The organism is Streptomyces sp. NPDC000404 (assembly GCF_040300365.1).
Lineage (GTDB): Bacteria > Actinomycetota > Actinomycetes > Streptomycetales > Streptomycetaceae > Streptomyces > Streptomyces ramulosus.
Window position 1 is genome coordinate 67,394 of sequence record NZ_JBEPDN010000006.1, and the last position, 23,253, is coordinate 90,646.

The following is a 23,253-nucleotide window of genomic DNA, read 5'->3' on the forward strand; positions in this document are numbered from 1 at the left end:
CGGCGGTGTTTCCGGTGCCGCCCGGGGTGGCCGCGGTACTGGGGGCGGGGCCGTGGTTGCCGGAGCGCCGGTCGGGTTTCCGGGGGGCGCCGAGGGGTCGGGCTCCGGGCCGAGTGCGGCGGCCGGGTGCGTTATCCGGGCTTCCGCTGCGTCTTTTCTTCGGGGGCGTTCGCAGAGGTGTCCGCGGGGGTGTCCTCGGGGTGGCGGGTCCAGTCGAAGGACACGTCCTTGGTGTCGAGGTGCATGCCCAGTGGGACCCGCCAGGCGTCCACGCAGATCCGGTACGACGCGGTGCGGCGGGCGCCCGGCGGGAGGGGGAGTGGCAGCTTCCGGGTTGAGGTGCGGGTGTCCCAGTCGATGCCGAGGGCGCCGATGATGTGCGTCCCGAACGTGACCCGGCCGACGGTGACCGGCTGCGTACCGGCGTTCACCAGGGGAAACCTGACCTTCTCGCACCATCGCTCCCCGCCGTCCGCACGCACCGGCTTCCCGATCACCAGCCCGGCGGGCGCGTCCTTGCCCGCGGGAACGGTGGGGGAGGGGAGTCCGGGCGCCGATGGTGAGCCCGGTGAGCCGGGGGTGCCCGACGGGTCCGGTGAGCCGGGCGTCCCCGGCCGGGCGGGCGGCGAGGCGGACGGGCCGGGTCCGCCCGGAGTGCCTGAGCCCCCCGGCATACCTGAGCCTCCCGAAGCGTTGGGCACATCGGGGGTGCCGGAACTATCAGGGTCCTTCCCTGAATGATCTGGAATGCCTGAACCAGCTTTCCCTGGCGCGGGGTTGGCCGGATCTTTCCCTTCGCCGGAATTCCCGCTTGCGTCGCTGCCGTCCCCGCCGGATGTGCCGGTTCCGTCCAGTGGTGTCAGCTCGACGCCCTGTCCGGACGGCGCGCCGGTCGCGACGCTCTCCCCGGCGGCGCCGACCGCCGCGTACCCCTGGCCGGCCCCGCTCCCGCAGCCCGCGAGCAGCGCGCCGCCCAGGCAGCAGGCGGCGACCGCCGAGGCGGTACGGGCGGGACGGAGGCGGTGGGGCGCCGCGGCGGGTCCCGGCGGGCGGGCGGAGCCGCGGGCGGGGTGCGGGGACGTGTCACGGGCGGCCATGCGGGGTGACTGTCGCATCGGCCCAGTGTTGATGACGAGTCGTCAGATTCCTAGCCCCCGGCGGCACGAAGGGCGGGGACTGAGGTGTGAGAGGCACACGAAGCCGAGAGGCGGCGCAGGAGCGCGCGAGGAAGGCGCGCCGGCCGAGGGACGGCGAAAGGGGCCCGCGAGAAAGGCGCGCCGGGCAGGGGAGGAGGGAGCCACGACGGGAGTCGCGACGGGAGTCGCGAAGGGATGCGAAGGGAGCCGCGAGGGGAGCGCGGCTCGAAGACGCGGCAGGCGAGGGAGGTGACCGGGAAGAGGGCGGCGGTCGACGGGGGTCGGACCGGTGGGTGTTCCTCTTCGCAGTCCGCCGAGTGGTGCGCATCGTGCGAACGGTGGTGCGCGTGGTGCGGGTGGTGCGATGACGCGGGAGGTCAACGACCGCTCGGCGGACCCGTCCTCATTCGGCGATCAGCCCTTCCCGCAGCTGTGCGAGGGTGCGGGTGAGGAGGCGGGAGACGTGCATCTGCGAGATGCCGACCTCCTCGCCGATCTGCGACTGCGTCATGTTGGCGAAGAAGCGCAGCATGATGATCTGCCGCTCTCGCGCCGGCAGCTTGGCCAGCAGCGGCTTGAGGGATTCGCGGTACTCCACGCCCTCCAGCGCGGTGTCCTCGTAGCCCAGCCGGTCCGCCAGCGAGCCCTCGCCGCCGTCGTCCTCGGGGGAGGGCGAGTCGAGCGAGGAGGCGGTGTAGGCGTTGCCGACGGCGAGACCGTCGACGACGTCCTCCTCGGACACGCCGAGCGCGCGGGCGAGTTCGGGGACGGTCGGCGAGCGGTCGAGCTTCTGCGACAGCTCGTCGCTGGCCTTGGTGAGCGCGAGCCGCAGCTCCTGGAGGCGGCGCGGCACCCGCACCGACCAGGAGGTGTCACGGAAGAAGCGCTTGATCTCGCCGACGACCGTTGGCATTGCGAACGTCGGGAACTCCACCCCGCGTTCGCAATCGAAACGGTCGATCGCCTTGATCAGACCGATCGTTCCGACCTGGACGATGTCCTCCATCGGCTCGTTGCGGCTGCGGAACCGGGCTGCCGCGTACCGCACCAGCGGGAGGTTCAGCTCGATCAGGGTGTCGCGGACGTACGTACGCTCCGCGCAGTCCTTGTCGAGCGTGGCCAGCCGCAGGAACAGGGAGCGGGAGAGCGTGCGGGTGTTGATGGCGTCGTCGTCGTGCACGGGCGGTGCGGGCGCGGGAATCGCGGGAAGCACCTTTGAGCTGTCCAGTTCTACGGACATGCCACCCCCTTGAGGTCGCGGGTCGGGTCGCTGCGGCGTCCCCGGACCGAGGCGGACCGGAGAGTGATACCTCCACCTGAATACCGGAGGCGGCGCCGCGGCAAACGCGGTTCCAGCAGAATGTCACATGTCGGCAACGCGCTGTAGCGTCATGTCGACATATCTGCGCAGGAACGCGGGGTCCGTGTCGCCCCCGCCGGTTAGACCTCGATCCTGTTTGCGGATCTCAGTCGGGCGAAGCTCCTGGACAGTAGCCGCGAGACGTGCATCTGCGACACCCCCAGCTCCGCGCTGATCTGAGATTGCGTCAAGTTGCTGTAGTAACGCAGCAGCAGAATCCGCTGTTCGCGCTCGGGAAGCTGGACGAGCAGATGGCGGACGAGGTCGCGGTGCTCGACGCCGGCCAGCTCGGGGTCCTCGTAGCCGAGCCGGTCGAGGAGTCCGGGCAGCCCGTCGCCCTCCTGGGCCGCCTCCAGGGATGTGGCGTGATACGACCGCCCGGCCTCCAGGCAGGCCAGCACCTCCTCCTCGCCGATCTTGAGGCGTTCGGCGATCTCGGCGGTGGTCGGCGAGCGCCCGTGGAGCACCGTCAGATCCTCCGTCGCGCCGTTGACCTGCACCCACAGCTCGTGGAGCCGGCGCGGTACGTGGACGGTGCGGACGTTGTCGCGGAAGTACCGCTTGATCTCGCCGACGACGGTGGGCATCGCGAAGGTGGGGAACTGCACGCCCCGGTCCGGGTCGAAGCGGTCGATGGCGTTGATCAGGCCGATGGTGCCGACCTGGACGACGTCCTCCATCGGCTCGTTGCGGCTGCGGAACCGTACGGCGGCGTACCGGACGAGCGGGAGGTTGGCCTCGATGAGGGCGGCGCGGACGCGGGTGTGCTCGGGGGTGCCGGATTCGAGCCCGGCCAGTTCGGCGAAGAGCACCTGTGTGAGCGCCCGGGTGTCCGCGCTCCGGCTCTCGCGGGATGGCGCCTTGGGCGCAGTACGGGCCGTCACGGTCACGCCACCCTTCACAATGCATGTATCCGGCAAAGCGGTCATAGCATCACAAGACATGCGCAGTGTGTGCAAGTACCGCATTACTCCGTGTTGGGCGGCGAGTTGATCTCCGTAACGCGGTGCGTCGCTGCACGTTCGGACGGCCCCGAATGGCGTACGGTCGCGCGCGCCGGGCGCCCGCGCGTACGCCGGTACCCGCGCGGGTGGCCCAGGTGGGGACGGCCCGCGCCCCGTTCGCCACGCCGGTACGCAAAAGCCCCCCGCCCGGGGTCGTGGCCGGGGGCGAGGGGCGCGTCAGGAGGTGCCGCAGGCGATCAGAATTCGTAGTCGGCGATCACCCAGGTGGCGAACGCGCGCCACTGGGCGGCGGCGTCTTGGTGGGCCGGGTGCGCGAGGTAGCGGGCGAGGGCGTCGCGGTCGGCGACGGCGGAGTTGATCGCGAAGTCGCGGGCGATGGGCCGGTCGGTGATGTTCCAGCCGCACTCCCAGTGCGTCAGCTCCGGGATCTTGCCGCCCAGCTCCATGAAGGCGCGTGCGGCCTGCTGGACGCGCGGCTCGTCGGGCGAGACGCCGTCGTTGAGCTGGAACAGAACCAGGTGGCGGATCACTGGGGCCTCCGTGCGGCGGGCGGTGCGTGGCCAAACCGGCCGGCGGTGCCGGGGGCGGTCAGCTGACCAGCTGCGTCATGAATTCGCCGACGCCCTTCGCGGCGGACGAGACGCCTTCGAAGCCTATCTTCACCAGGTCGCCGGCCCGGTCGGGGGAGGTGATGATCGTGTACAGCACGAAGACGATGAGCACGTACATCGCGATCTTTCTCGCCTGCGCCATCGAACCCGTCTCCCCCTGGGCAGTGCTGCCCGCTCCCCTGTGCGACCGGCCGAGTGTAACCATTCCGGCGCCCCGCGCACCGGCCGGAGACGGTTCCGCGGGCCGGCCCCCGGCCGCCCGCCACCCCGCCGCTCGCGCGGGAACGGGACCAAAGCCCCGCCGACGGGGGCCCTTTGGACCGCCGCGGGGGCGTCCGGTGGAGGCAGTATGGAGATGCGTCCCGGAGCCCGGCAGGAGCCCCGGGGCGAGCCGGGCCTCACTGCGGGGTCCTTGCCGCGTGCTCCCCCGATCGCGGCGCGGACTCGGAGGCCCGGCCCCCAGGGGAAGCGGCCGGGAACCCCCGCCCGGCCGCTTCCCCTCTTTCTCCTCTCACCCTCTTCCTCCTCGCCGCTCTCCTTCTTCTCTCCCCGTACGCCCTCCTCCTTGTACGGAGGCGTCGCTGTACGGAGGCGTCGCCGTGCGCGGACCGGGCCGTACGGGTGTGGGGCGGTGGGCGGTACGGTGCGTGCGCGCGGGGCCGAGCGGGTGTCCGCGCCGCCGATAATGGCGTACGCCGCGGACGGTCTCCGGACCGCGGTACAGCGCCGACGTACGCCCGAGGGGGAGCACACATGGACAACGACATACGCCACATACCGGGAGCCGGCGCGGCCGGGGGGACGGCGAGCGCCGCGGGCTCCGACTCCGCGCACCGGCCGGGGAGTTCGCGCCGCGCCCGCCGCCGGGCCGCGACGGTTCTCGCGCTGCTCGTGGGCCTCTTCGCCGGGGCCGCCGCGCCCGCGACCGCCGCCGTGGCCCGTCCGGCCGCGGCCGTCGCCCAGCACACCGTGGCCGTGGACGGGGCGAAGTCCGGTGCGGTTGCCGCCGGTTCGCCGCGCGCGGCCGTCGCCGCCGCGGCGGCGGTCTCCGGTGAGGCGGGGCAGGGCACCGCCGTGACCGCTTCGAAGGTCAAGAAGGTGCACCTGGCGCACGGGAAGGAGAAGAAGAAAAAGGGCTTCTTCAAGAAGCTGGGCATCTTCCTGATCGTGATCTTCGTGGTCTTCCTGATCATCGTGGTGCTGGTGATCTGGCTGATCGTCCACTTCATCCGCAAGGCGTTCCGCCGCGGCCGGGGCTGATCGCCGCACCGCCGTTCACGCCGTCGTGCCGCCCGTCGCCCGGAACCGTCCGGACGGCGGGCGGTCGCGTTGGTGCAGGTCAGGGCCGCGTGGCAGGCATTGGGGTGATGGGGCGGGGGCCGGGCTTGCATAAAAATTCGCAACACTGCATACTCGTGCCATGTCCAAGGTCCTTACCTCCCTCCCCGTCGGTGAGCGCGTCGGCATCGCCTTCTCGGGCGGCCTCGACACCTCGGTCGCGGTCGCGTGGATGCGCGACAAGGGCGCGGTCCCGTGCACCTACACCGCCGACATCGGCCAGTACGACGAGCCCGACATCGCCTCGGTGCCCGGCCGCGCGCAGACCTACGGGGCCGAGATCGCCCGTCTGGTCGACTGCCGGGCCGCCCTGGTCGAGGAGGGCCTGGCCGCGCTGACCTGCGGCGCGTTCCACATCCGCTCCGGCGGACGCCCCTACTTCAACACCACGCCGCTCGGCCGCGCCGTCACCGGCACGCTCCTGGTCCGGGCGATGCTGGAGGACAACGTCCAGATCTGGGGCGACGGCTCCACGTACAAGGGCAACGACATCGAGCGGTTCTACCGCTACGGTCTGCTCGCCAACCCGAACCTGCGGATCTACAAGCCGTGGCTGGACGCCGACTTCGTCACGGAGCTGGGCGGCCGCAAGGAGATGTCGGAGTGGCTGCTCGCCCACGACCTCCCCTACCGGGACTCCACCGAGAAGGCGTACTCCACCGACGCCAACATCTGGGGCGCCACCCACGAGGCGAAGACCCTGGAGCACCTGAACGTCTCGCTGGAGACGGTCGAGCCGATCATGGGCGTCAAGTTCTGGGACCCGTCGGTCGAGATCCCCGCCGAGGACGTCACGATCGGCTTCGAGCAGGGCCGCCCGGTGACGATCAACGGCAAGGAGTTCGGCTCCGCCGTCGACCTCGTCATGGAGGCCAACGCCATCGGCGGCCGCCACGGCATGGGCATGTCCGACCAGATCGAGAACCGGATCATCGAGGCCAAGAGCCGCGGCATCTACGAGGCCCCCGGCATGGCCCTGCTGCACGCCGCGTACGAGCGCCTGGTCAACGCGATCCACAACGAGGACACCCTCGCCCAGTACCACAACGAGGGCCGGCGCCTGGGCCGCCTCATGTACGAGGGCCGGTGGCTGGACCCGCAGGCCCTGATGGTCCGCGAGTCGCTGCAGCGCTGGGTCGGCGCCGCCGTCACCGGTGAGGTCACCCTCCGGCTGCGGCGCGGTGAGGACTACTCGATCCTCGACACGACCGGCCCGTCCTTCAGCTACCACCCGGACAAGCTGTCCATGGAGCGCACCGAGGACTCGGCGTTCGGTCCCGTCGACCGGATCGGCCAGCTCACCATGCGCAACCTCGACATCGCCGACTCGCGCGCCAAGCTGGAGCAGTACGCCGGCATCGGCCTGATCGGCACGACCAGCCCCGCCGTCGGCGCCGCCCAGGCCGCCGCGACCGGTCTGATCGGCTCCATGCCCGAGGGCGGCGCCGAGGCCATCGCCTCGCGCGGTGAGGTCTCCGCCGAGGACGAGGCGCTGGACCGCGCCGCGATGGAGTCCGGCACGGACTGAGCATCCCCGCAGCGGGCCCCGCGGACTTCTCGTCCGCGGGGCCCGTTGTGCGTGCGGGTGCCTGTCCCGGAAGCCGCGGCGGCCGGCGGTGCCGTCAGAACTTGCCGCGGTAGCCGGTGAGGTCGGCCTCCGGGCAGGCGACGGAGCCGATCAGGCAGGCGGCGCTCGCGTACTTCCGCTTGTACACGGAGGTGACCTTGCCGCCGTTGTAGAGGTAGATGTAGTGATTCGGCATCAGCCGGTGCTTACCGGAGATGATGGAGTAGTTCCCGCTCTTCGTCAGATGCATGGACAACGCCCCGTCGATGGCGCCCTTGACGCCGCCGAGGCCCTTGCAGAACGGATTCGCGGCGTGCGTGACCATCCGTACGTCGACGTAGTTCTTTCCGGAGCCCAGCTTCTTCGCCTTCATGTACTTGGCGGTGGCGGTCTTGGTGGCGACGCGCTTTCCGGTGCTCTTCTTGTACACGTGGCTCGCGTGGACGTCCTTGTAACCTTTCACCGACTTGGACTTCCACGTGATCATGGCATGCAGCGCGGTGCGGTACTTCGAGGACTTCCAGTCGAATTTCGAGTGCCCGTCACCGGCGAACTGATATCCCTTGCCGTAGTCGCAGCCCGCGGCGGGGGCGTTGATCCGCTTCTGCGGGATGAACGTCATCCAGGTGAGCGTGGTCGTCTTCGCCGCCGCCGCGGCAGTGGCGTGGGATACGGCCTGCTTGCGCAGCGCCGCCACGGTGTTCTCGTTCTTGCCGGCGGCGGGGACGGAGACCTGCATGCCCCAGACGCGCGCCTTGGGGGAGCCCTCCGCGGGCAGCACGGGCGCGACCCGGTAGTGGTGCACGGCGCCCGGGGTGACCTGGGTGTCGTGGTAGGCCGTCACCCCCGGTGCGAGCGTGGCGATTTCCCGGTCGTCACGCGTGATGACGTACCGGGCGTCCGGCGCGTATCCCTGCCAGGAGAGATCCACGAAGCCCCGGCCCGTGGCCGAGACGATTCCCTGGTCGGCCATCGAACGGTCCACCACCGCGGTGCGGCCGGATTCCGTCCGCATGACGCCGATGCCCTGTGCGTCCAGCGCCTTGCCCTGTGCGCTCCGCGCGCTGAATCCGCTCACGTCGGTCATGTCGTTCGCGCGCAGCGCGGAAAGGGAGAACGCGGACGCGGGGTCGCCGGCGTCTTTCGCGGGCGAGGCGGATGCCTGGACACCGGTCGTCAGGAGGACGAGCGGAAGGACGGCGAGGGACGTCACCCTCGCGGCAGAACGGGCCGGCTTCATATTTCTCTCCCCGTTGTTTCGGTGGAACGACGGGCACTATAGGCAGGTGCGGAGGGCGGGCGATATTGGCCCTTCGGGCATTGCCCTTCCGGACAATCGCCCTTCCGGACAATCGCGAGGTGCGCGCCGATGGATCGTCAGGCGCCTGGCCGACGCGTGTGGATGCGGCCGCGGAGGGCTCCGCACTCGGCCTCGTGAAAAGGCGCGGAGCCCTGGTGTCATGATGTGACCTGCGGGGACCTGCCTGTCCCGCGGCATTGTCGCCGATGAGCAAGGAGCGCATCGTGTCCAGTGGTTCGACCGACAGCCCGGCGTCCCTTTACGGTCCCGCTTCGCTTTCCCTCGGCGTCGTGGCGTTCCTGGCAACGGTCCTCAGCGGCTACCTCGGTATCGCCGTTCCGCTGCTCGCGGGATGCCTCGCGGTGACATTCGGGGTACTCGGCCTCGTGAACGGGACGAACCGCGGGAAGTGCGTGATCGGCCTGGTCGGCGGCGCTGTGGGATTTCTTTATCCCGTCTACCTCATGATTGCCCTGAGCATGTGAGGAACGGCGTTCGGTGTACGTAGGGGAGGAGTTCGGGGCCGTATCTCCCGGCGGCGCCGGGCGCGGGTCCGGTGGCCAGAAATGCGCCATTCCCTTCGGTACACCTCCCGGAGGGACATGGTGCGGGCGCGTCGGCTGCGTTTGAATTTCCCTGCCGGTCCGGTTCGGGGCCGCAACAGACCGACCATGGGGGAATCATGAAGATGCGGAAGCCGACGAAGGCGGCGGCCATCGCCGTGATGGTGGCGGCGCTCGGATTCGGTGGGGCGGCAGACGCATTTGCCTGGCAGACGCACTGGAAGACGAGCGGGAAGAAGCAGACCTCGAAGGCGGCCCATGTCTCCAAGGGCAAGCACTTCCTGCACGTCGGCGTCTCCGGAAACGGGAAGACCCGCTTCACCGCGAAGCTCTACAAGAAGGTCAAGGGCAAGGACCCGCTGATCCAGACCGTGAAGGGGAAGGACAGCGGCCAGGACTGGATGGGTAAGTACAAGAAGCTCTCCGCCGGTACCTACTACTTCACCTTCAGCTACCCGAAGAAGGGGAAGAAGGCGTTCGGCGGCGTGCAGTAGAAAGCCGCCGGCCGGTGGTTTCTCCGGACCGGGGACGGGCCCGCTGCTTGCGGAAAGCGGCGGGCCCATCGGCCGTTGCCCGTCACCTCAGGCGGCGGAGGCCCGGTCCTGCCGAGAGCCGGAGGGATGGCCGGCCCCCTACTGGCACGCAGGGGAAGGGCACAGGTCACGGTGGTGCAGCACGGACACCATGGCCGCCTGGAGCCGGGAGGACTTCTCCAATTTCTCCAGAATCCTGGAGAGATGAGCCTTCACCGTCCGCTCGGATATTCCCAAGTTCTCCGAGAGTTCCTTGTTGGAAAGTCCCGCCCCGAGCAGCAGAAGAACCTGCCGCTCCCGCTGGGTCAGCCGGTCGAGTTCCACCGGTTCGTGCAAGGGGCCGCGCAGGTCTGCCGCGGGGCAGGCGCGGGTGTGCGTCGGGCGCACCGGGTCCATATCGATCGTTCCCCCTTTGCGGCTCACCCCGACCGCGGGCACCTCGGACCGCGGCGCCGGAGTGGACGCTGTCGATGTTGTCGCCGGGGTGAAGGTCCTCTACCGCTTGGTCAGGCGGAAGGACGCGCAATGTCAAGAGACTTGCTCCCCCGGTCCCTGAGTCAATCGTCGCACAGCGGCGCGGGCGGGAAATGAGCATCCGCACTCACATCGCGGTCTTGTGTGCTACGGGCGGCCTTGATAGGGGAGCCGCTATTTCTCGGCGAGCAGCGGCCTGATCATTTCCCGCAGGCCCTTCTCGTTGAGTGGGCCGATGGCGCGTGCGGCGGTTCTGCCGTGGCGGTCGATGGCGACGGTGGTCGGGATGAGCTGCGGGTTGATGCTTCCCTTGGGGAAGCGGAGCAGCAGTTTGCCCGTGGGGTCGAAGAGGCTGGGGTAAGGGACGCGGTGCTGTTCCTCGAAGCTGACCGCCTGCGCGGTGGTGCTGTCGCGGGTGTTGATCCCGACGAAACGCACCCCCTGGCCGGCGGTGTCCCTGGCGACCTCGGCGAAGTGCGGCGCCTCCGCGTTGCAGGGGCCGCACCAGGAACCCCAGATGTTCACGACGACCACCTTGCCGCGGTAGTCGCGGACATCGAGCTTCTTGCCGGTGGTCGACGTGCCGGAGAGGTCCGGTGCGGGCTCACGGCGGGCGACCGGAACGGTGCCGACGCCGTTCTTTCCCCGCGTGAACGTGGACTGCGCCGCCTTACCGGAATCATCGCCACCGCAGCTGGTCAAGCCTGCCACCGCGGCGCTCGTCGTCATCAGCACGGCGAGGCGGCGTCCGTGCCGGGAGCGGGGGGAGAGGGGCCGGAGGGACATGCCGGCAGTCTGGCACGGGGTCTTGCGCCCGCCGCGTCCGGCCCGATCCTGCCTCCCCGACCGGCACGGATGCCGGCCCGCGAGCCGGGCGGCGGCCGGGACGACGCAAGCGCAAATGGGCGCCGAGTCGCTCCGTACGCCTGCCCGCCGGTGGACCCATGGGGCGCCGTACGGCTACGGGCTGACGGACCGCCAGATGCGTTCCGGGGTCTCCCGTACCGCCTCGTCGAGGTCGATGTCGCCCAGGGAGAGCCAGCGGCGGGCGATGCCCGTGACCGGGCCCAGGATCAGCGATTCGAGGACGGGCAGCGGGAGGGCGGCCAGCTCGCCCGCCTCCTGACGGGTGTGGAGCCAGGCGGCGAGCGGGGCGAGGCGGGCCTCCTGCGAGCCCCGGAGCTGCGGGGCTCGCGCCATCACCTCGCGGTCCACGGGTGCCGAGTGCATGAGCCGGGACGCGTCCGGGTGGTCCTGGACGAAGCGGAGATAGACCCGGACCACCGCCTGGACGCCGGAGCGCGCGTCGTCGACCTGCTCCAGCGCGGCGGTCAGCTCCTCCAGCAGCCGCGCCAGCCAGCGCTGCGCCAGCGCGGTCAGGACGCCCGGCAGGCTGCCGAAGTGGTGGTAGATGCTGCCCGCGCTGACGCCGCTGGCCGCGGTGATCGCGCCCAGGGTGAGGCCGGATTCGCCCTGGGCCGCGTAGATCTCCAGCGCGCGGTCGAGGACCTGCGCGGCGGTGGCCGCGCCGCGTTGCTGCTTCGGACTCATCGCCGTCGCCTCGCTCCCGGTTCGGGGTCCGGCGCCCCGCGGGCACCTCGCGGACCAGCATAGGAGAATTTTCTGGAATTTTTTCCGGAAGTTATTCCGGAAAGCCGGGTGCGTGCTCCACACTGCGGTGTGCGGACGCAGCGCGGCGGGGGGCCCGGCGTCCGCACCGGACCCCCGGGACGCGTCCGCACGTCCCGTACGTCCCGCGCCGCCCGGCCCGCACCACCGGACGCCGCGGGACCGGGCCGGTACGGAGCGCCGCGGTGCGGAACCCCATGGCTCCGCACGGCGTCCTCCGCTCCACCGCCACTCTCCGCACCGCCACTCTCCGCACCGCTGCTCCGCTCCACCACTGCTCCACCGCTCCACCCTTGCTCCACCGCTCCACCCTTGCTCCACCGCTCCACCGTTGCTCCACTGCTCCATCGACGACCATCCGTCCTACCGCCGATGCCGGTGGCGGGGACGACCCGGGGGAACACAACGGCCATGACCGACGTCCACAACGGCGCGCACGAGGACAACGAGGGCAGCGGGAACGGCGACGACGCCCACGAGGCCCACGACGACGGCCTCGCCCCGCTGACCGCCGCGGATCCCGCCCGCATCGGCCCCTACCTGCTGCTCGGCAGGCTCGGCGCCGGGGGCATGGGCCGCGTCTACCTCGCCCGCTCCGCCGCGGGCCGCACCGTCGCCGTCAAGGTCGTCCACGAGGAACACGTCGCGGACCCGCAGTTCCGCGCCCGCTTCCGCCGCGAGATCGACGCCGCGCGCCGGGTGAACGCCCGCCACACCGCCCCCGTACTGGACGCCGCCCCCGACGAACCGCTCCCGTGGGTCGCCACCGGCTACGTCCCCGGGCTCTCCCTCGACCAGGTCGTCCGCGGTCACGGCGCGCTCCCCGCCGCCTCGGTGCTCGCCCTCGCCGACGGACTGCTGCACGCCCTGGACGCCATCCACGCCGCCGGCATCGTCCACCGCGACCTCAAGCCCTCCAACGTCATGCTCACCGCCGACGCCCCCAAGGTCATCGACTTCGGCATCGCCCGCGCCGTCGGCACCTCCGTCGAATCCCTGCTGACCAGCACGGGAATGGTGATCGGCTCCCCGGGCTTCATGTCGCCCGAACAGATCCTCGGCGACCCCGCGGGCCCCGAAAGCGATGTCTTCACCCTCGGCTGCGTGCTGACGTACGCGGCCACCGGCGCGCTCCCGTTCGGCCGCGGGGTCAGCAACCAGCACGCGGTGATGTTCCACATCGTCGAGAACGCCCCCGATCTGGACGAGGTCCGGGACGCCGCCCTGCGCACGCTGATCGGCCGATGCCTGACGAAGGATGCCGGTCAACGGCCGTCCGTGGACGAGCTGTTGGCGGAACTGGGGGCCGGTGACGGCAGCGGTGCCGACCCCCGTTCCGGCGCCGACCCCCGCTCCGGCCCGGACCCCCGCTCCCGCTCCCGTTCCGGTCCTCGTGCCGGATTCGTGTCCCGTCCGCCGGCCGGGGCGTCGTGGCTGCCGCCGGAGGTGCTGGGCCGCCTCGCCCGTCAGTCGGCCCGGCTGCTGGACGCGGAGGCGGCGCCGGTACGGGAGGAGGCTCCGGACCGGGAGACCGTCGGGCTCCGTCCGGCGGCGCCCGCACCTGCCCCGCCGGACGCGGCGACCGCACGGGAACCGGGGCAGGGCCCGGGCCCGGTGGGAGACCGCAGCCAGGCGGCCGTCGGGGAAACGGACAGGAAGCCTGCCGGAGAGAAGCCCTCCCAGGGATCCGGCGCCGCATCGGACAGGAAGCCTGCCGGTAAGAAGCCCGACCCGGAGCGGCGGCGTCGGTCGTGGGGCGTCTCCGTGCCCGTGGTGCTGGTGCTGGCGGTGGGCGGCGGAACGCTCGCCGTGCTCCAGCCGTTCGGCCGGCCCGTCACCCCGCCGCCCGCGGCCGGGGCGCCGCACTCGACCGCGCCGGTGTCCCCGTCCGCTCCGAACGGCGACCCGTCCGGGCACGGCAAGCGCTCCGAGGCGCCCCACGGCAAGGACAACGGCAAGGCCGACGGGACGAAGGGCGCCGACGGCAAGGACGGGCGGGACGGCCGCAACGGCCAGGACGCGACGGGCGGCGCGGACGCGCCCGCGGGCGGCGGCACATCGGCGGGCGACGGCTCCGGCGGCGCGTCCGGACCATCCGGCGGAGGCGGCGGCAGCGGCGCGTCCGGCGGCAGCGGCTCCGGGTCCTCCGGCGGCTCGACCGGTGGCTCCGGTGGCGGCGCCGTCCCCGCGCCCTTCGTCGGCAGCTGGGCCTTCGGCGACACGTACAACCCGGGGCAGCCGGGCACCATCCGCATCTCCCGGTCGGGCACCGTGAGCCTGACCGACTTCCCCTACAACAGCTGCCTGTACGAGGGCCGGGTGACCTCCCGGACCGCCGGCCGCATCACCGTCGGCGCCGCCAAGCGCGTCGGACCCAACCCCGGCTACTGCTACGACAGCCTCGACGCCTCGTACTTCACCGTCAACGGCAGCGGCATCCAGCACAACGTGGGCCCCGCGAGCGGCAGCGGCTACTACTACAAGCGCGCCTGAGAGCCGTCCGGCGCCCGCGTCGCACCGCTGCCGGGCGGGGTCACGGCGGGTGCCCGCCGGCGCCGACGGCCCGGTGCCCGGCCGCGGTGGCCATGCCGTGCCTGATCCCCGCGCGCCAGATCTCGCCGGTCGTGATCACCCGTGCGGCCAGCCGGTCATACGCCGCGAGGGCGCTCTCCAGTCCGGTCGGCGCCCATCTCCGGCGCGGCATGACCTGGGGATACCGAAGCCGCCACTCCTCCAGCGCCTCGATCGCCTCGTACGAGGCGTACCAGCAGGCGGCCCGCACCTGGTTCTCCAGGCTCGCCGGCAGCCGCAGCGACAGTTGCTCGGGAAAGCCGCCGTCCGCCGATCCCGGCCACCGCCCGAGGTCACGGGCCTGCGGCGGGCAGGCGGGCCAGGGGCGGTCCCAGCCGCGGTGCGCCACCTCGCGCCGCACGCCCAGGGTGGCCAGGGCGTCGAGGGAGTCCAGAAGCTGACCGCGCTCCCGCAGCCCCGCCAGTTCCTGCCGCCATGCGGCGCGTACCGCGGACGCCTCGCGGCGGCCCAGCCCCTTGGTGCTCCACCGTTCGCCGGCCGCCAGCTCGCGTCGCCACTGTCGTTGACCGCACAACAGCTCGCGCAGTCGTGCCCGTGTGCCGTACGCCAGGCGCACGGTCACCGGAACGGTGCCCGCACCCGTCATGGCGTCATGACCTGATCAGCGAAAAGTTGGTTTGCAAATTACGTTCCCCAAGTACCTGGCGGTGGAGCGGAGTTGTTCGAAATGCGGCGTGTTCGGGGCGGAGGCATTCTGAGGAAGAGGTCGGAATCACCGGCGCTCCGAAACCGCCCGGCTGGGCATGGAGGAGGAGGTTTCCATGACGGATAATCCAACGGTGAGGGAGAGTCAGCTGACGATTCTCTCCGCCGAACAGGCAAGCCAGGGATGGAATCGCCTGGCCGGTGGAAACCCGGAAGTCGCGCGTATGCACAGCGCGCTGCTGGACCGTCTCGGCCTGAGCAGCGCCGACGACCTGCCCACACCCCAGCATTTCGGCACCAGTGGAACGTTCAAACTCAGCAGCGCGGTTCCGGTGCCCCCGGAAGTCACCACCCCGCCCGCCCAAGAGGTGCGCGAAATCGAGTCCAGCCTGCTGGTGCAGTCGCACACCGTCGAAGATCAGCAGGTGGCGGAGTGCGTGGCCACGGTGAAGGGCAACCCCGCCGGCATCAGCGTGGACCACGTCTTCGTCCTCACCACGACAACCGAGAACTTCCTCACCGGCGTCACCGAGCACGTCACCGGGAGCGATGGGCAGTTGGCCGTCGTGGACGGCTGGTGGGACGCGCTGAAGTCGTGTCTCAGCTCCTCGGACTGCGGGGGCCAGTGCATCACCGCCGCCCTGACCTGCCCGCCCGCCACCTGGGCCGTATACCTCGCCTGCCTCGCGGGGCGGTGCGGCCTGTGCGTCGTGAAGTGCGCGGCCTGCGCCACCTGCGACTGCACGTGGTGGTGCCGTATCGCTGCCGGCTGCTGCAACAACTGAAAGGGGGAGTACGTCACGTGAGCACCATTCACTGGCTGGAAGTTCCGATTCAACCGCCGACCGGCGAGAATCTCGCCCGGGTGACGAAGTACGAGGTCGGAAATGCGGTGCTCGTCCACGGGACGCATACCGCGTATGTAGGAATTGCGGATCAGCGCATGACGGCGCAACTCCTCGCCCATCCCGACGTACGAGAGCTGAGCCCGGTCGAAAGGGAGAAAATCCAGCCGCTTCCCGGACTCCCGGTGACCTGGGAAAGCCTGGAGAGTCAGATCCCGGATATGGCTGCGCAGGCGATCCGCCGGCGCCCGGTCGGTCTCGGAGACGCGATCGCGGCGCTCACCCGCCGCGCCCGGATCCAGGAGTGCGGGAGCTGCGCGCGCCGCCGGCGCGGGCTGAACAGGATCACGATCTGGGGCTGGTGGCGAAGCCGGCCGGATCGGGCCCGGCACGGCCGGCGCGTCGGATCGGAAGCCGAAGGGTTCAGCTCGGAGGCCGAAGGGTTCGCCGCGGAGGCCGGACGGCGGTAGGCGGACGGGCGGAGGTACTGCCGGTCGGCGGGCCGGTGGAGTGGTGCCTCCCGGTGTGCGGGCGGGGCGGCTGCGGCCCCGCCCGCACCTCCGTGTCGCTCCGCGGCCGACCGCGGAGGTCGCCGGGTAGCCCCGGGTTCCCCGGATCGAGTGAACAAGAATGATTTTCGGAGAAGTTGGTGAGGCAGGGGCGATAGATGTGGCGCGAGCCCGCGCGGAAGCGGGGTACGTGTCCAAAGGAAGAACATGCGAGCAATCACGGTGTGCCTGGTGGCGGCGGCAGCGACGCTGGGGCTGGCGGTCCCCGCGTCCGCGGCCGAGCCGGAGTCCGGGGAGGTGGTGGTCTTCTCCACCGAGGTGCAGCCCCTCCACGTCTACCGCGACCCGCAGGGCTGCCAGCAGCTCCCCCTCACCGCCCATGTGCTGTCGAACCTCACGGACCACCCGGTGAAGGTCTACGGGAACCCGTTCTGCGTGGGCCCGTCGGTGTCGGTCCCGCCCGGCCACGGCGTCCACGTACCGGGCGGCGCGGGCTCCTTCTCGGCCTGAGGCATCCCGTCGCCACGGCGGCCGACGGCATGACGGGCACGAGGTGCGAATCCGCCAACAACCCTTTCTCCCAAGGGGCGTGAGGATTTCCGCCGCTCCCAAGGGCGCACAGATACGAGCGTTCGCCCTTGGGGGTGGTGCGGTATGCCATTCCCGGCGGCCGGGACGCCGCGAACTCTATAAAGGGCCCGTCCTGTTACCTCAGCTGATGGGCTCTCACCATGTTGAAGGCCGCTCTGCGCGTCCTTGCCGCCACGGCTCTCGCCGCCGCCACCCTGACCGTCACCGCCCCCGCCGACGCGACCACGGACCGCGCGGCGGCCGCGAAGGCCGCGGGCCCCGACACCGGCCCGTGCGGCCCGGTCCGCGCCTTCCGTTCCTTCGACTGGTGGCGGACGACCACCTCGCCCGGCCTCTTCCCGGACATGCAGCGCGCCGAGAGCCAGGAGAGGTGGCAGTGGCGCGACGACCACCAGACCCTGTGGCGCGGTGACGGCCGGGAAGACACCCAGCAGATCTTCGACGAGGGCTTCACCCCGCGCGGCCCCCACCTCTCACCGCTGAACGAGTACATCGTCAAGGGTGGCGGCCAGCACACCGCGCACCTCAGCACCAGCTGCGAGAAGTGGGTGGCCGAGAAGTTCGCCACCTACGGTGCGAAGAAGACGGGATGGGTCTACGAGATCGAGGCCCCGGGCGGCATCGACGTCAACGCCACCGCCCACCGCAACGGCTACGAGTCGCCGTACCTGTGGAACAAGGAAATCGACTTCCCCGGCGGCATCCGCGGCGAGTACATCAAGCGCGCCTGCAAGTACCACCTGGTGCGGACCGACCCCGTCACCAAGGTCAACACGTACGAGAACCTCGGCTGCCGCACCAACCGGCACTTCGCCGGGGCCCTGACACCAGCGGCCTGACGCGACCGGCGGCCCGCACGGCCCGCGCCCGCATGCCGGGCCCGGGGCGTGCGGGCCGTTTCGTGTGTCCGGGCGGTGTGCCGCACGGCGGGGCCCGGGCGCGGCTGCGGTCGCGGCGGCGGGGGATTGCCGCGACGCTGTGAGGAGAGCGCGGCTCGCCTCACACAGGCCGTGTGCGTCGGTGACCGCGCCCGACAGGGAGGCAGCGGCATGGCAGGAATGCCGGAAACGGGGCGGCAGCAAGGTGGCCACGTCGGCGAATGGGCCATGCACGGCGGCGCCGTGTTCGCCGGAGTGGCCCTGACGGTGAGCGGAACCCTCAGCGTCCTCCAGGGCGCGACCGGGATCGCCGAGGACAACGTGTTCTCCCCGCCCGGCTACGCCTACCGGTGGGACCTGCCCGCATGGGGCTGGATCCACCTCGTGATCGGCGTACTCCTCCTCGCCGCGGGCATCGGGGTCCTGCTGGGCAAGGCGTGGGCGCGCGGCGCCGGTATCGCGTTCGCGGGCATCAGCCTGGTCGCCCAGTTCATGTTCGTTCCGTACTACCCCGTGTGGTCCATCATCGTGATGGTCTTCGACCTGCTGATCGTGTGGAGCCTGAGCAGGGCGTTCCACCCGGGGACCAGAAGTCCCCGCTGAGCCGTCGGTGCGGCCGGCGGGGGCCGCGAGCGCACCGCCCGACGCCGCTGAACGGCCCAACTCCCCGAGGAAGGAAGCATCCGGCATGGAGGCGTCTGCACAGATCGGTGTGACGGGGCTGGCGGTCATGGGCCGCAACCTGGCGCGGAACTTCGCCCGGAACGGCTACACGGTCGCGGTGCACAACCGCACGCCGCGCCGGACCCGGGACATGATCCAGGAGTTCGGCCAGGAGGGCGCGTTCGTCCCGGCGGAGTCGCCGGCGGCGTTCGTCGCCGCGCTGGAGCGCCCCCGCCGACTGCTGATCATGGTGAAGGCCGGCCCGGCCACCGACGAGGTCATCGAGGAGTTCGCCCCGCTGCTGGCGGCGGGCGACATGATCATCGACGGTGGCAACGCGCACTTCGCCGACACCCGCCGCCGCGAGCGCGCGCTGCGCGAGCGCGGCATCCACTTCGTCGGCACCGGCGTCTCCGGCGGCGAGGAGGGCGCCCTGCACGGCCCGTCGGTCATGCCCGGCGGCTCCGCCGAGTCCTACGCCGTCCTCGGCCCGATGCTGGAGCGGATCAGCGCCCATGTCGACGGCGAGCCGTGCTGCACCCACATCGGCACCGACGGGGCCGGCCACTTCGTCAAGATGGTCCACAACGGCATCGAGTACGCCGATATGCAGCTCATCGCCGAGGCGTACCACCTGCTGCGGGAGGTCGGCGGCCGCACGCCCGCCGAGATCGCCGCGACCTTCCGGCGCTGGAACGAGGGGCGGCTCGACTCGTATCTCATCGAGATCACCGCCGAGGTCCTCGCCCACACCGACCCCGGCACCGGTAAGCCTTTCGTCGACATCGTCCAGGACGCGGCGGAGCAGAAGGGCACCGGCCGCTGGACCGTGCAGACCGCCCTCGACCTCGGCTCCCCGGTCACCGCCATCGCCCAGGCCACCTTCGCCCGGGTCGCCTCCGCCCGCACGGAGCTGCGCGCGGCCTACCGGCCGCTGCCCGGCGGCGTCCGGCAGAAGCTCAGCCCGGACGAGGCCGAGCGCTTCACCCGGGACGTCGAGCAGGCCCTCTACGCGTCCAAGGTCATCGCCTACGACCAGGGGTGGACCATGATCCGCGATGCCGCGGCCGAGTACGGCTGGGACATCGACCTCGGGGCGGTGGCGAAGATCTGGCGCGGGGGCTGCATCATCCGGGCCGCGTTCCTCGACCGGATCCGCGCCGCCCACGCCGCCAACCCCGATCTGGTCAGCCTGCTGGCCGAGGCGGGGTTCGCGGCGGAGATCACCGAGGCGCAGCCGGCCTGGCGGGCGGTCGTGGCCACCGCGGCCCAGCACGGCATCCCGGTGCCGGCGTTCTCCGCCGCGCTGGCCTCCTACGACACCCTGCGCAGCGCCCGGCTGCCCGCCGCCCTGATCCAGGGGCAGCGCGACTTCTTCGGCGCCCACACCTACCGCCGCACCGACCGCGAGGGCAGCTTCCACACGCAATGGGCCGAGCCCGGCCGCCCCGAGGTGCGGACCGACACCTAGGGGGTGTCTTTCCGGTCTTCGTGGGGCCGTGACCCACGAAGACCGAAAAGACACCCCCTGGGCGGCGTAGCCGCGCCCCACCCGGCCCGCCGCCGGTGGGCCCACTCCCGGAGGAGGCAGTCGCCGATGCAGATCGATCTCAGCGGACGGACCGCGCTGGTCACCGGGTCGACGGCGGGCATCGGCGAAGCGAGCGCGCAGGCGCTGGCCGCCGCCGGAGCCGATGTCGTCGTCAACGGCCGCAACGCCGAACGGGTCGCCGCCACGGCGGAACGGCTCGGCGCGCGCGGCATCGCCGCCGACGTCGGCACGGCCGACGGCACCGCCGAACTGATCCGCCAACTGCCCGACGTCGACATCCTCGTCAACAACACCGGCATCTTCGAGACCCGGCCGGTCTTCGAGATCCCCGACGCGGACTGGCTGCGCTTCTACGAGGTCAACGTGGTCTCCGGGGTACGCCTGGCGCGCCACTACACCCCGCGGATGACCGGGCGCGGCTGGGGCCGGGTGATCTTCGTCAGCAGCGAGGCGGGCGTCCAGCCGCCGACGGAAATGGTCCATTACGGGATGACCAAGACGGCGCAGCTGGCCGTCGCCCGCGGTATGGCCCAGGAGGTCGCCGGCAGCGGCGTCACGGTGAACTGCGTGCTGCCCGGGCCGACGATGAGCGGCGGCGTGCTGGCCATGTTCGAGGAGCTGTATCCGGGCCTCGACCCCGAGGAGCAGGAGCGGCGCTACCTGGCGGAGAACCGCGCGGCCGGGTCCCTGCTCAGGCGGCTGATCCGGCCGCACGAGGTGGCGAACATGATCACCTACGTGGCGTCGGAGCAGGCGTCGGCGACCACCGGCCGGGCCCTCGGCGCCGACGGCGGCCTCGTCCCGACGATCCTGCCTTGAGCCTTGAGCCTTGAGCCTTGAGCCTTGAGGCCTGAGCCTTGAGCTCTGAGCCGAGCGCCGTCGGCCGTCCGCCGCCGGCCGCCCGCTGCCCGATACCGGCCGCCCGCTGCCCGATACCGGCCGCCCGCCGACCGGGCTCGCGCCCGTGCCGGCCGGCCATCGACCGGGCTCGCGCCCGAGCCGGCCGGTCCTTCCCCGACCTGCTCCCGCCTCGCCGCCGACGCGTTCCACAGGTGACAGCGCCCCGCATCATCGCAGGTGCGGAGCGCTGTCACCCGTTCGCCTTGCAGGCCGTGAGCGGCCGCAGTGTGGTGGAAGGGGCGGTGCCATTTCGCGGCTCGGCGGCGGGTCTGGAGCGAACCCGAGGGGCACCCCCTTGCATTAGCCCGCGTATGCAACTATTGTCATCACTCGTAAGGCGCTCTTGCATAAGTCTGCTTCTGCATCTGTCCGCGCCGTACGACCGGCTCCCACGAGACGCCGCCGCGCATCCCCTGACGCGGCCCCGCCGACGGAGTCGCCCTCGCAGAGGTACCTCCCCTGCAACTCCCCTCCGTTCCGGGAATCCCGGACGCGGAGCCATCGATCGAAAAGGCACCCCCCATGTCGCTCAAGGAAATCCTTCCCGGCCGACTCGGTTTCGGCACCGCCCCGCTCGGCAACATGTTCCGCGCGATCCCCGACGAGGAGGCCCGCGCCACCGTCGAGGCCGCCTGGGACCAGGGCATCCGCTACTTCGACACCGCTCCCTTCTACGGCGCCGGCCTCTCCGAGCAGCGCCTGGGCGAGGTCCTGTCGACCAAGCCGCGCGATGAGTTCGTCGTCTCCACCAAGGTGGGCCGCGTCATCCTCGACGAGGTCGAGGAGGGCGCCCGTGACCTGGGGGAGAAGGGCGGCATCTTCGAGCACGGCAACCCCAACAAGATCGTCCACGAGTGGACCGCCGAGGCCACCGAGCGTTCCATCGAGGACAGCCTCAAGCGCCTGGGCACCGACCGCCTCGACATCGTCTGGGTCCACGACATCGCCCAGGACTTCCACGGCGATGCGTGGCTGCAGAAGTTCGAGGAGGCCCGCACCGGCGCCTTCCGGGTCCTGTCCCGCCTGCGTGACGAGGGCGTCATCAAGGCGTGGGGCCTCGGCGTCAACAAGACCGAGCCCATCGAGCTGACCCTCGCGCTGGACGAGCCGCAGCCCGACGGCTTCCTGCTCGCCGGCCGCTACACCCTCCTCGACCACGAGCACGCCCTGCAGCGGCTGCTGCCGATGGCCCAGGAGCAGGGCGTCGGCATGGTCGTCGGCGGCCCCTACAGCTCCGGCATCCTCGCCGGCGGCGCCCACTTCGAGTACCAGCAGGCCCCGCAGGAGATCGTCGCGAAGGTCAACCGCCTCAAGGAGCTGACCGCGAAGCACGGCATCTCCATCAAGGCCGCGGCCCTGCAGTTCTCGCTGGCCCACCCGGTGGCCGACGCCGTCGTGCCCGGTGCCACCAAGCCCAGCCGCATCGCCGAGGACATCGCCGCCCTGGGGGAGAAGATCCCGGCCGCGTTCTGGCAGGACCTGCGCGCAGCCAACCTGGTCAGCCCCGCCGCCCCCCTCCCCAACGGCGCCTGACCCGCACCCCCCCCACAGCACCACCAGAACCAGGAGAAACCCCTCATGGCTTCGACAACCGTCAGCCGTACCGTCGCCGCCTCCCCCGAGAAGGTCTGGAGCCTCATCGGCGGCTTCGACGCCCTGCCCGACTGGCTCCCCTACATCCCCGAGAGCACCGCGCTCGAAGGCGGCCGGGTGCGCCGGCTGAAGAACGACGAGGGCGGCGTCATCATCGAGCGCCTCGTCGACTTCAACGAGACCGAGCGCCACTACAGCTACGCCATCCTCCAGGCCCCGTTCCCGGTCAACGGCTACGTCTCCACGATCCGGGTCCACACGATCCCCGGCCGTGACGACGTCGCCGAGGTCCAGTGGTCCGGCCGCTTCAACCCCGACAACGCCACCGAGGCGGAGGTCGTCGACCTCTTCACCGGCATCTACGCCGACGGCCTCGATGCCCTGCAGAAGACCCTCGCCGCCTGACCCGCGGTGCGCCGCCACGCGGCCCGGACACGCCTGATGCGTGCCCGGGCCGCGGCAGTGCGAGCCCGGGCGGCGGGACTACTGCGCCTGCGCCGTATCGAGCTGGTACAGCTCGGGCAGCGAGACCTTGATCGGCTCCTGTGTGGTCCGGGCGATCACGACGACCACGGGCTCCTCCGGGTCGGGGTTCTCCTCGCGGTGCGGGACGAACGGCGGGACGTGCAGGAAGTCACCGGGGCCCGCGGTGATCCGCACCTCGCCCGTGCCGTCGTGGAAGACGAACACCGGGTGGCCGCTGACCACGTAGATCCCCGCCTCCGACGCACCGTGGTGGTGGTTGTCCGTCGCGCTCAGCGGCGGGTTCTCCACCATCCCCATCCAGAGCTTCCTGGATCCGACCGTGCCGCCGCTGATCGCGGCGTAACCGTCCAGCTCCCCGGCGCGAACGTGGCGGACACGGTTGCCCAGCAGTGCGCTGTCGTCGTTGCCCGGCGCGGTCCCGACGCCTTCGTGGGTGCTCATTGCGCGGCCTCCTGATGGTCTTCCTGGTGGTCTTCGCTGACCTGCGGTCGGATACCAGGCTGCGTCGGGCGCGCGGGGAGCG

The 23,253-nt window shown here is 71.3% G+C and carries 25 protein-coding genes; 14 read left to right on the forward strand and 11 right to left on the reverse strand.

Features of this window, described 5'->3' with window-relative positions; translation table 11 throughout:
* Positions 1 to 131: 131 nt before the first annotated feature.
* The 5 genes from ABT345_RS12655 to ABT345_RS12675 all read right to left on the reverse strand — a co-directional run bounded on the left by ABT345_RS12655 (position 132) and on the right by ABT345_RS12675 (position 4,214).
* Positions 132 to 431, reverse strand: a complete 300-nt coding sequence (locus tag ABT345_RS12655) for a hypothetical protein (protein ID WP_345078346.1) — start codon at positions 429 to 431, stop codon at positions 132 to 134.
* Positions 432 to 1,539: 1,108 nt separating this feature from the next.
* The gene (locus ABT345_RS12660; protein ID WP_345078343.1) at positions 1,540 to 2,376 is read right to left on the reverse strand and encodes an RNA polymerase sigma factor SigF; all 837 of its coding nucleotides are present in this window, start codon (positions 2,374 to 2,376) and stop codon (positions 1,540 to 1,542) included.
* A gap of 200 nt (positions 2,377 to 2,576) precedes the next feature.
* Positions 2,577 to 3,386: an RNA polymerase sigma factor SigF gene (locus ABT345_RS12665; RefSeq protein ID WP_030286018.1), complete on the reverse strand. Its 810-nt coding sequence runs from the start codon at positions 3,384 to 3,386 to the stop codon at positions 2,577 to 2,579.
* A 311-nt stretch (positions 3,387 to 3,697) separates the two neighbouring features.
* Complete coding sequence (locus ABT345_RS12670; RefSeq protein ID WP_345078333.1) at positions 3,698 to 3,991, reverse strand: Dabb family protein; 294 nt, start codon at positions 3,989 to 3,991, stop codon at positions 3,698 to 3,700.
* A gap of 58 nt (positions 3,992 to 4,049) precedes the next feature.
* Positions 4,050 to 4,214, reverse strand: a complete 165-nt coding sequence (locus tag ABT345_RS12675) for a hypothetical protein (protein WP_345078330.1) — start codon at positions 4,212 to 4,214, stop codon at positions 4,050 to 4,052.
* A 611-nt stretch (positions 4,215 to 4,825) separates the two neighbouring features.
* Between ABT345_RS12675 and ABT345_RS12680 the strand changes: the two genes are divergently transcribed.
* Together ABT345_RS12680 and argG are read left to right on the forward strand one after the other, a co-directional pair.
* Complete coding sequence (locus ABT345_RS12680) at positions 4,826 to 5,332, forward strand: hypothetical protein (RefSeq protein ID WP_345078327.1); 507 nt, start codon at positions 4,826 to 4,828, stop codon at positions 5,330 to 5,332.
* A gap of 160 nt (positions 5,333 to 5,492) precedes the next feature.
* On the forward strand, positions 5,493 to 6,938 hold the full coding sequence (gene argG, locus ABT345_RS12685; protein ID WP_345078324.1) for an argininosuccinate synthase: 1,446 nt from the start codon (positions 5,493 to 5,495) through the stop codon (positions 6,936 to 6,938).
* A 94-nt stretch (positions 6,939 to 7,032) separates the two neighbouring features.
* On the opposite strand, the gene ABT345_RS12690 is transcribed toward argG, so the two are convergent.
* Entirely contained in the window at positions 7,033 to 8,217 is a 1,185-nt protein-coding gene (locus ABT345_RS12690) for a hypothetical protein (protein ID WP_345078321.1), read from the reverse strand.
* A gap of 266 nt (positions 8,218 to 8,483) precedes the next feature.
* Here ABT345_RS12690 and ABT345_RS12695 point away from each other — a divergent pair, with 266 nt between their 5' ends.
* Positions 8,484 to 8,762, forward strand: a complete 279-nt coding sequence (locus ABT345_RS12695) for a hypothetical protein (protein ID WP_345078318.1) — start codon at positions 8,484 to 8,486, stop codon at positions 8,760 to 8,762.
* 197 nt (positions 8,763 to 8,959) lie between these two features.
* A complete protein-coding gene (locus ABT345_RS12700) occupies positions 8,960 to 9,334 on the forward strand; it encodes a hypothetical protein (RefSeq protein ID WP_345078315.1) in 375 nt (124 codons plus the stop codon).
* 138 nt (positions 9,335 to 9,472) lie between these two features.
* On the opposite strand, the gene ABT345_RS12705 is transcribed toward ABT345_RS12700, so the two are convergent.
* The 3 genes from ABT345_RS12705 to ABT345_RS12715 all read right to left on the reverse strand — a co-directional run bounded on the left by ABT345_RS12705 (position 9,473) and on the right by ABT345_RS12715 (position 11,398).
* Entirely contained in the window at positions 9,473 to 9,769 is a 297-nt protein-coding gene (locus ABT345_RS12705) for a helix-turn-helix domain-containing protein (RefSeq protein ID WP_345078311.1), read from the reverse strand.
* Between the two features lie 252 nt (positions 9,770 to 10,021).
* Positions 10,022 to 10,633, reverse strand: coding sequence for a TlpA family protein disulfide reductase (locus ABT345_RS12710; protein WP_345078308.1), 612 nt, complete (start codon positions 10,631 to 10,633; stop codon positions 10,022 to 10,024).
* Positions 10,634 to 10,807: 174 nt separating this feature from the next.
* On the reverse strand, positions 10,808 to 11,398 hold the full coding sequence (locus tag ABT345_RS12715; protein ID WP_345078305.1) for a TetR/AcrR family transcriptional regulator: 591 nt from the start codon (positions 11,396 to 11,398) through the stop codon (positions 10,808 to 10,810).
* 489 nt (positions 11,399 to 11,887) lie between these two features.
* Between ABT345_RS12715 and ABT345_RS12720 the strand changes: the two genes are divergently transcribed.
* Positions 11,888 to 13,969, forward strand: coding sequence for a serine/threonine-protein kinase (locus ABT345_RS12720; RefSeq protein WP_345078302.1), 2,082 nt, complete (start codon positions 11,888 to 11,890; stop codon positions 13,967 to 13,969).
* Positions 13,970 to 14,009: 40 nt separating this feature from the next.
* Here the strand turns inward: ABT345_RS12720 and ABT345_RS12725 are convergent, their stop codons facing one another.
* Positions 14,010 to 14,654 (reverse strand): hypothetical protein, encoded by a 645-nt coding sequence (locus tag ABT345_RS12725; RefSeq protein WP_345078298.1) that lies wholly within the window; start codon positions 14,652 to 14,654, stop codon positions 14,010 to 14,012.
* A 175-nt stretch (positions 14,655 to 14,829) separates the two neighbouring features.
* Here ABT345_RS12725 and ABT345_RS12730 point away from each other — a divergent pair, with 175 nt between their 5' ends.
* The 9 genes from ABT345_RS12730 to ABT345_RS12770 all read left to right on the forward strand — a co-directional run bounded on the left by ABT345_RS12730 (position 14,830) and on the right by ABT345_RS12770 (position 22,649).
* A complete protein-coding gene (locus tag ABT345_RS12730) occupies positions 14,830 to 15,498 on the forward strand; it encodes a hypothetical protein (protein ID WP_345078295.1) in 669 nt (222 codons plus the stop codon).
* Positions 15,499 to 15,515: 17 nt separating this feature from the next.
* Positions 15,516 to 16,028, forward strand: coding sequence for a hypothetical protein (locus ABT345_RS12735; RefSeq protein WP_345078292.1), 513 nt, complete (start codon positions 15,516 to 15,518; stop codon positions 16,026 to 16,028).
* 246 nt (positions 16,029 to 16,274) lie between these two features.
* Positions 16,275 to 16,577 carry a hypothetical protein gene (locus ABT345_RS12740; protein ID WP_345078289.1) on the forward strand — a complete coding sequence of 101 codons (303 nt, stop codon included), beginning with the start codon at positions 16,275 to 16,277 and terminating at the stop codon, positions 16,575 to 16,577.
* Between the two features lie 221 nt (positions 16,578 to 16,798).
* Positions 16,799 to 17,497 carry a scabin-related ADP-ribosyltransferase gene (locus ABT345_RS12745; protein ID WP_345078286.1) on the forward strand — a complete coding sequence of 233 codons (699 nt, stop codon included), beginning with the start codon at positions 16,799 to 16,801 and terminating at the stop codon, positions 17,495 to 17,497.
* A 210-nt stretch (positions 17,498 to 17,707) separates the two neighbouring features.
* Positions 17,708 to 18,139 carry a DUF7144 family membrane protein gene (locus tag ABT345_RS12750; RefSeq protein WP_345078282.1) on the forward strand — a complete coding sequence of 144 codons (432 nt, stop codon included), beginning with the start codon at positions 17,708 to 17,710 and terminating at the stop codon, positions 18,137 to 18,139.
* A gap of 85 nt (positions 18,140 to 18,224) precedes the next feature.
* Positions 18,225 to 19,670: an NADP-dependent phosphogluconate dehydrogenase gene (gene gnd, locus ABT345_RS12755; protein ID WP_345078279.1), complete on the forward strand. Its 1,446-nt coding sequence runs from the start codon at positions 18,225 to 18,227 to the stop codon at positions 19,668 to 19,670.
* Between the two features lie 126 nt (positions 19,671 to 19,796).
* On the forward strand, positions 19,797 to 20,570 hold the full coding sequence (locus tag ABT345_RS12760) for an SDR family NAD(P)-dependent oxidoreductase (RefSeq protein ID WP_345078276.1): 774 nt from the start codon (positions 19,797 to 19,799) through the stop codon (positions 20,568 to 20,570).
* 603 nt (positions 20,571 to 21,173) lie between these two features.
* Positions 21,174 to 22,184 (forward strand): aldo/keto reductase, encoded by a 1,011-nt coding sequence (locus ABT345_RS12765; RefSeq protein WP_345078274.1) that lies wholly within the window; start codon positions 21,174 to 21,176, stop codon positions 22,182 to 22,184.
* Between the two features lie 45 nt (positions 22,185 to 22,229).
* A complete protein-coding gene (locus tag ABT345_RS12770) occupies positions 22,230 to 22,649 on the forward strand; it encodes an SRPBCC family protein (RefSeq protein ID WP_345078271.1) in 420 nt (139 codons plus the stop codon).
* 78 nt (positions 22,650 to 22,727) lie between these two features.
* Here the strand turns inward: ABT345_RS12770 and ABT345_RS12775 are convergent, their stop codons facing one another.
* The gene (locus ABT345_RS12775) at positions 22,728 to 23,171 is read right to left on the reverse strand and encodes a cupin domain-containing protein (RefSeq protein ID WP_345078268.1); all 444 of its coding nucleotides are present in this window, start codon (positions 23,169 to 23,171) and stop codon (positions 22,728 to 22,730) included.
* Positions 23,172 to 23,253 lie beyond the last annotated feature (82 nt).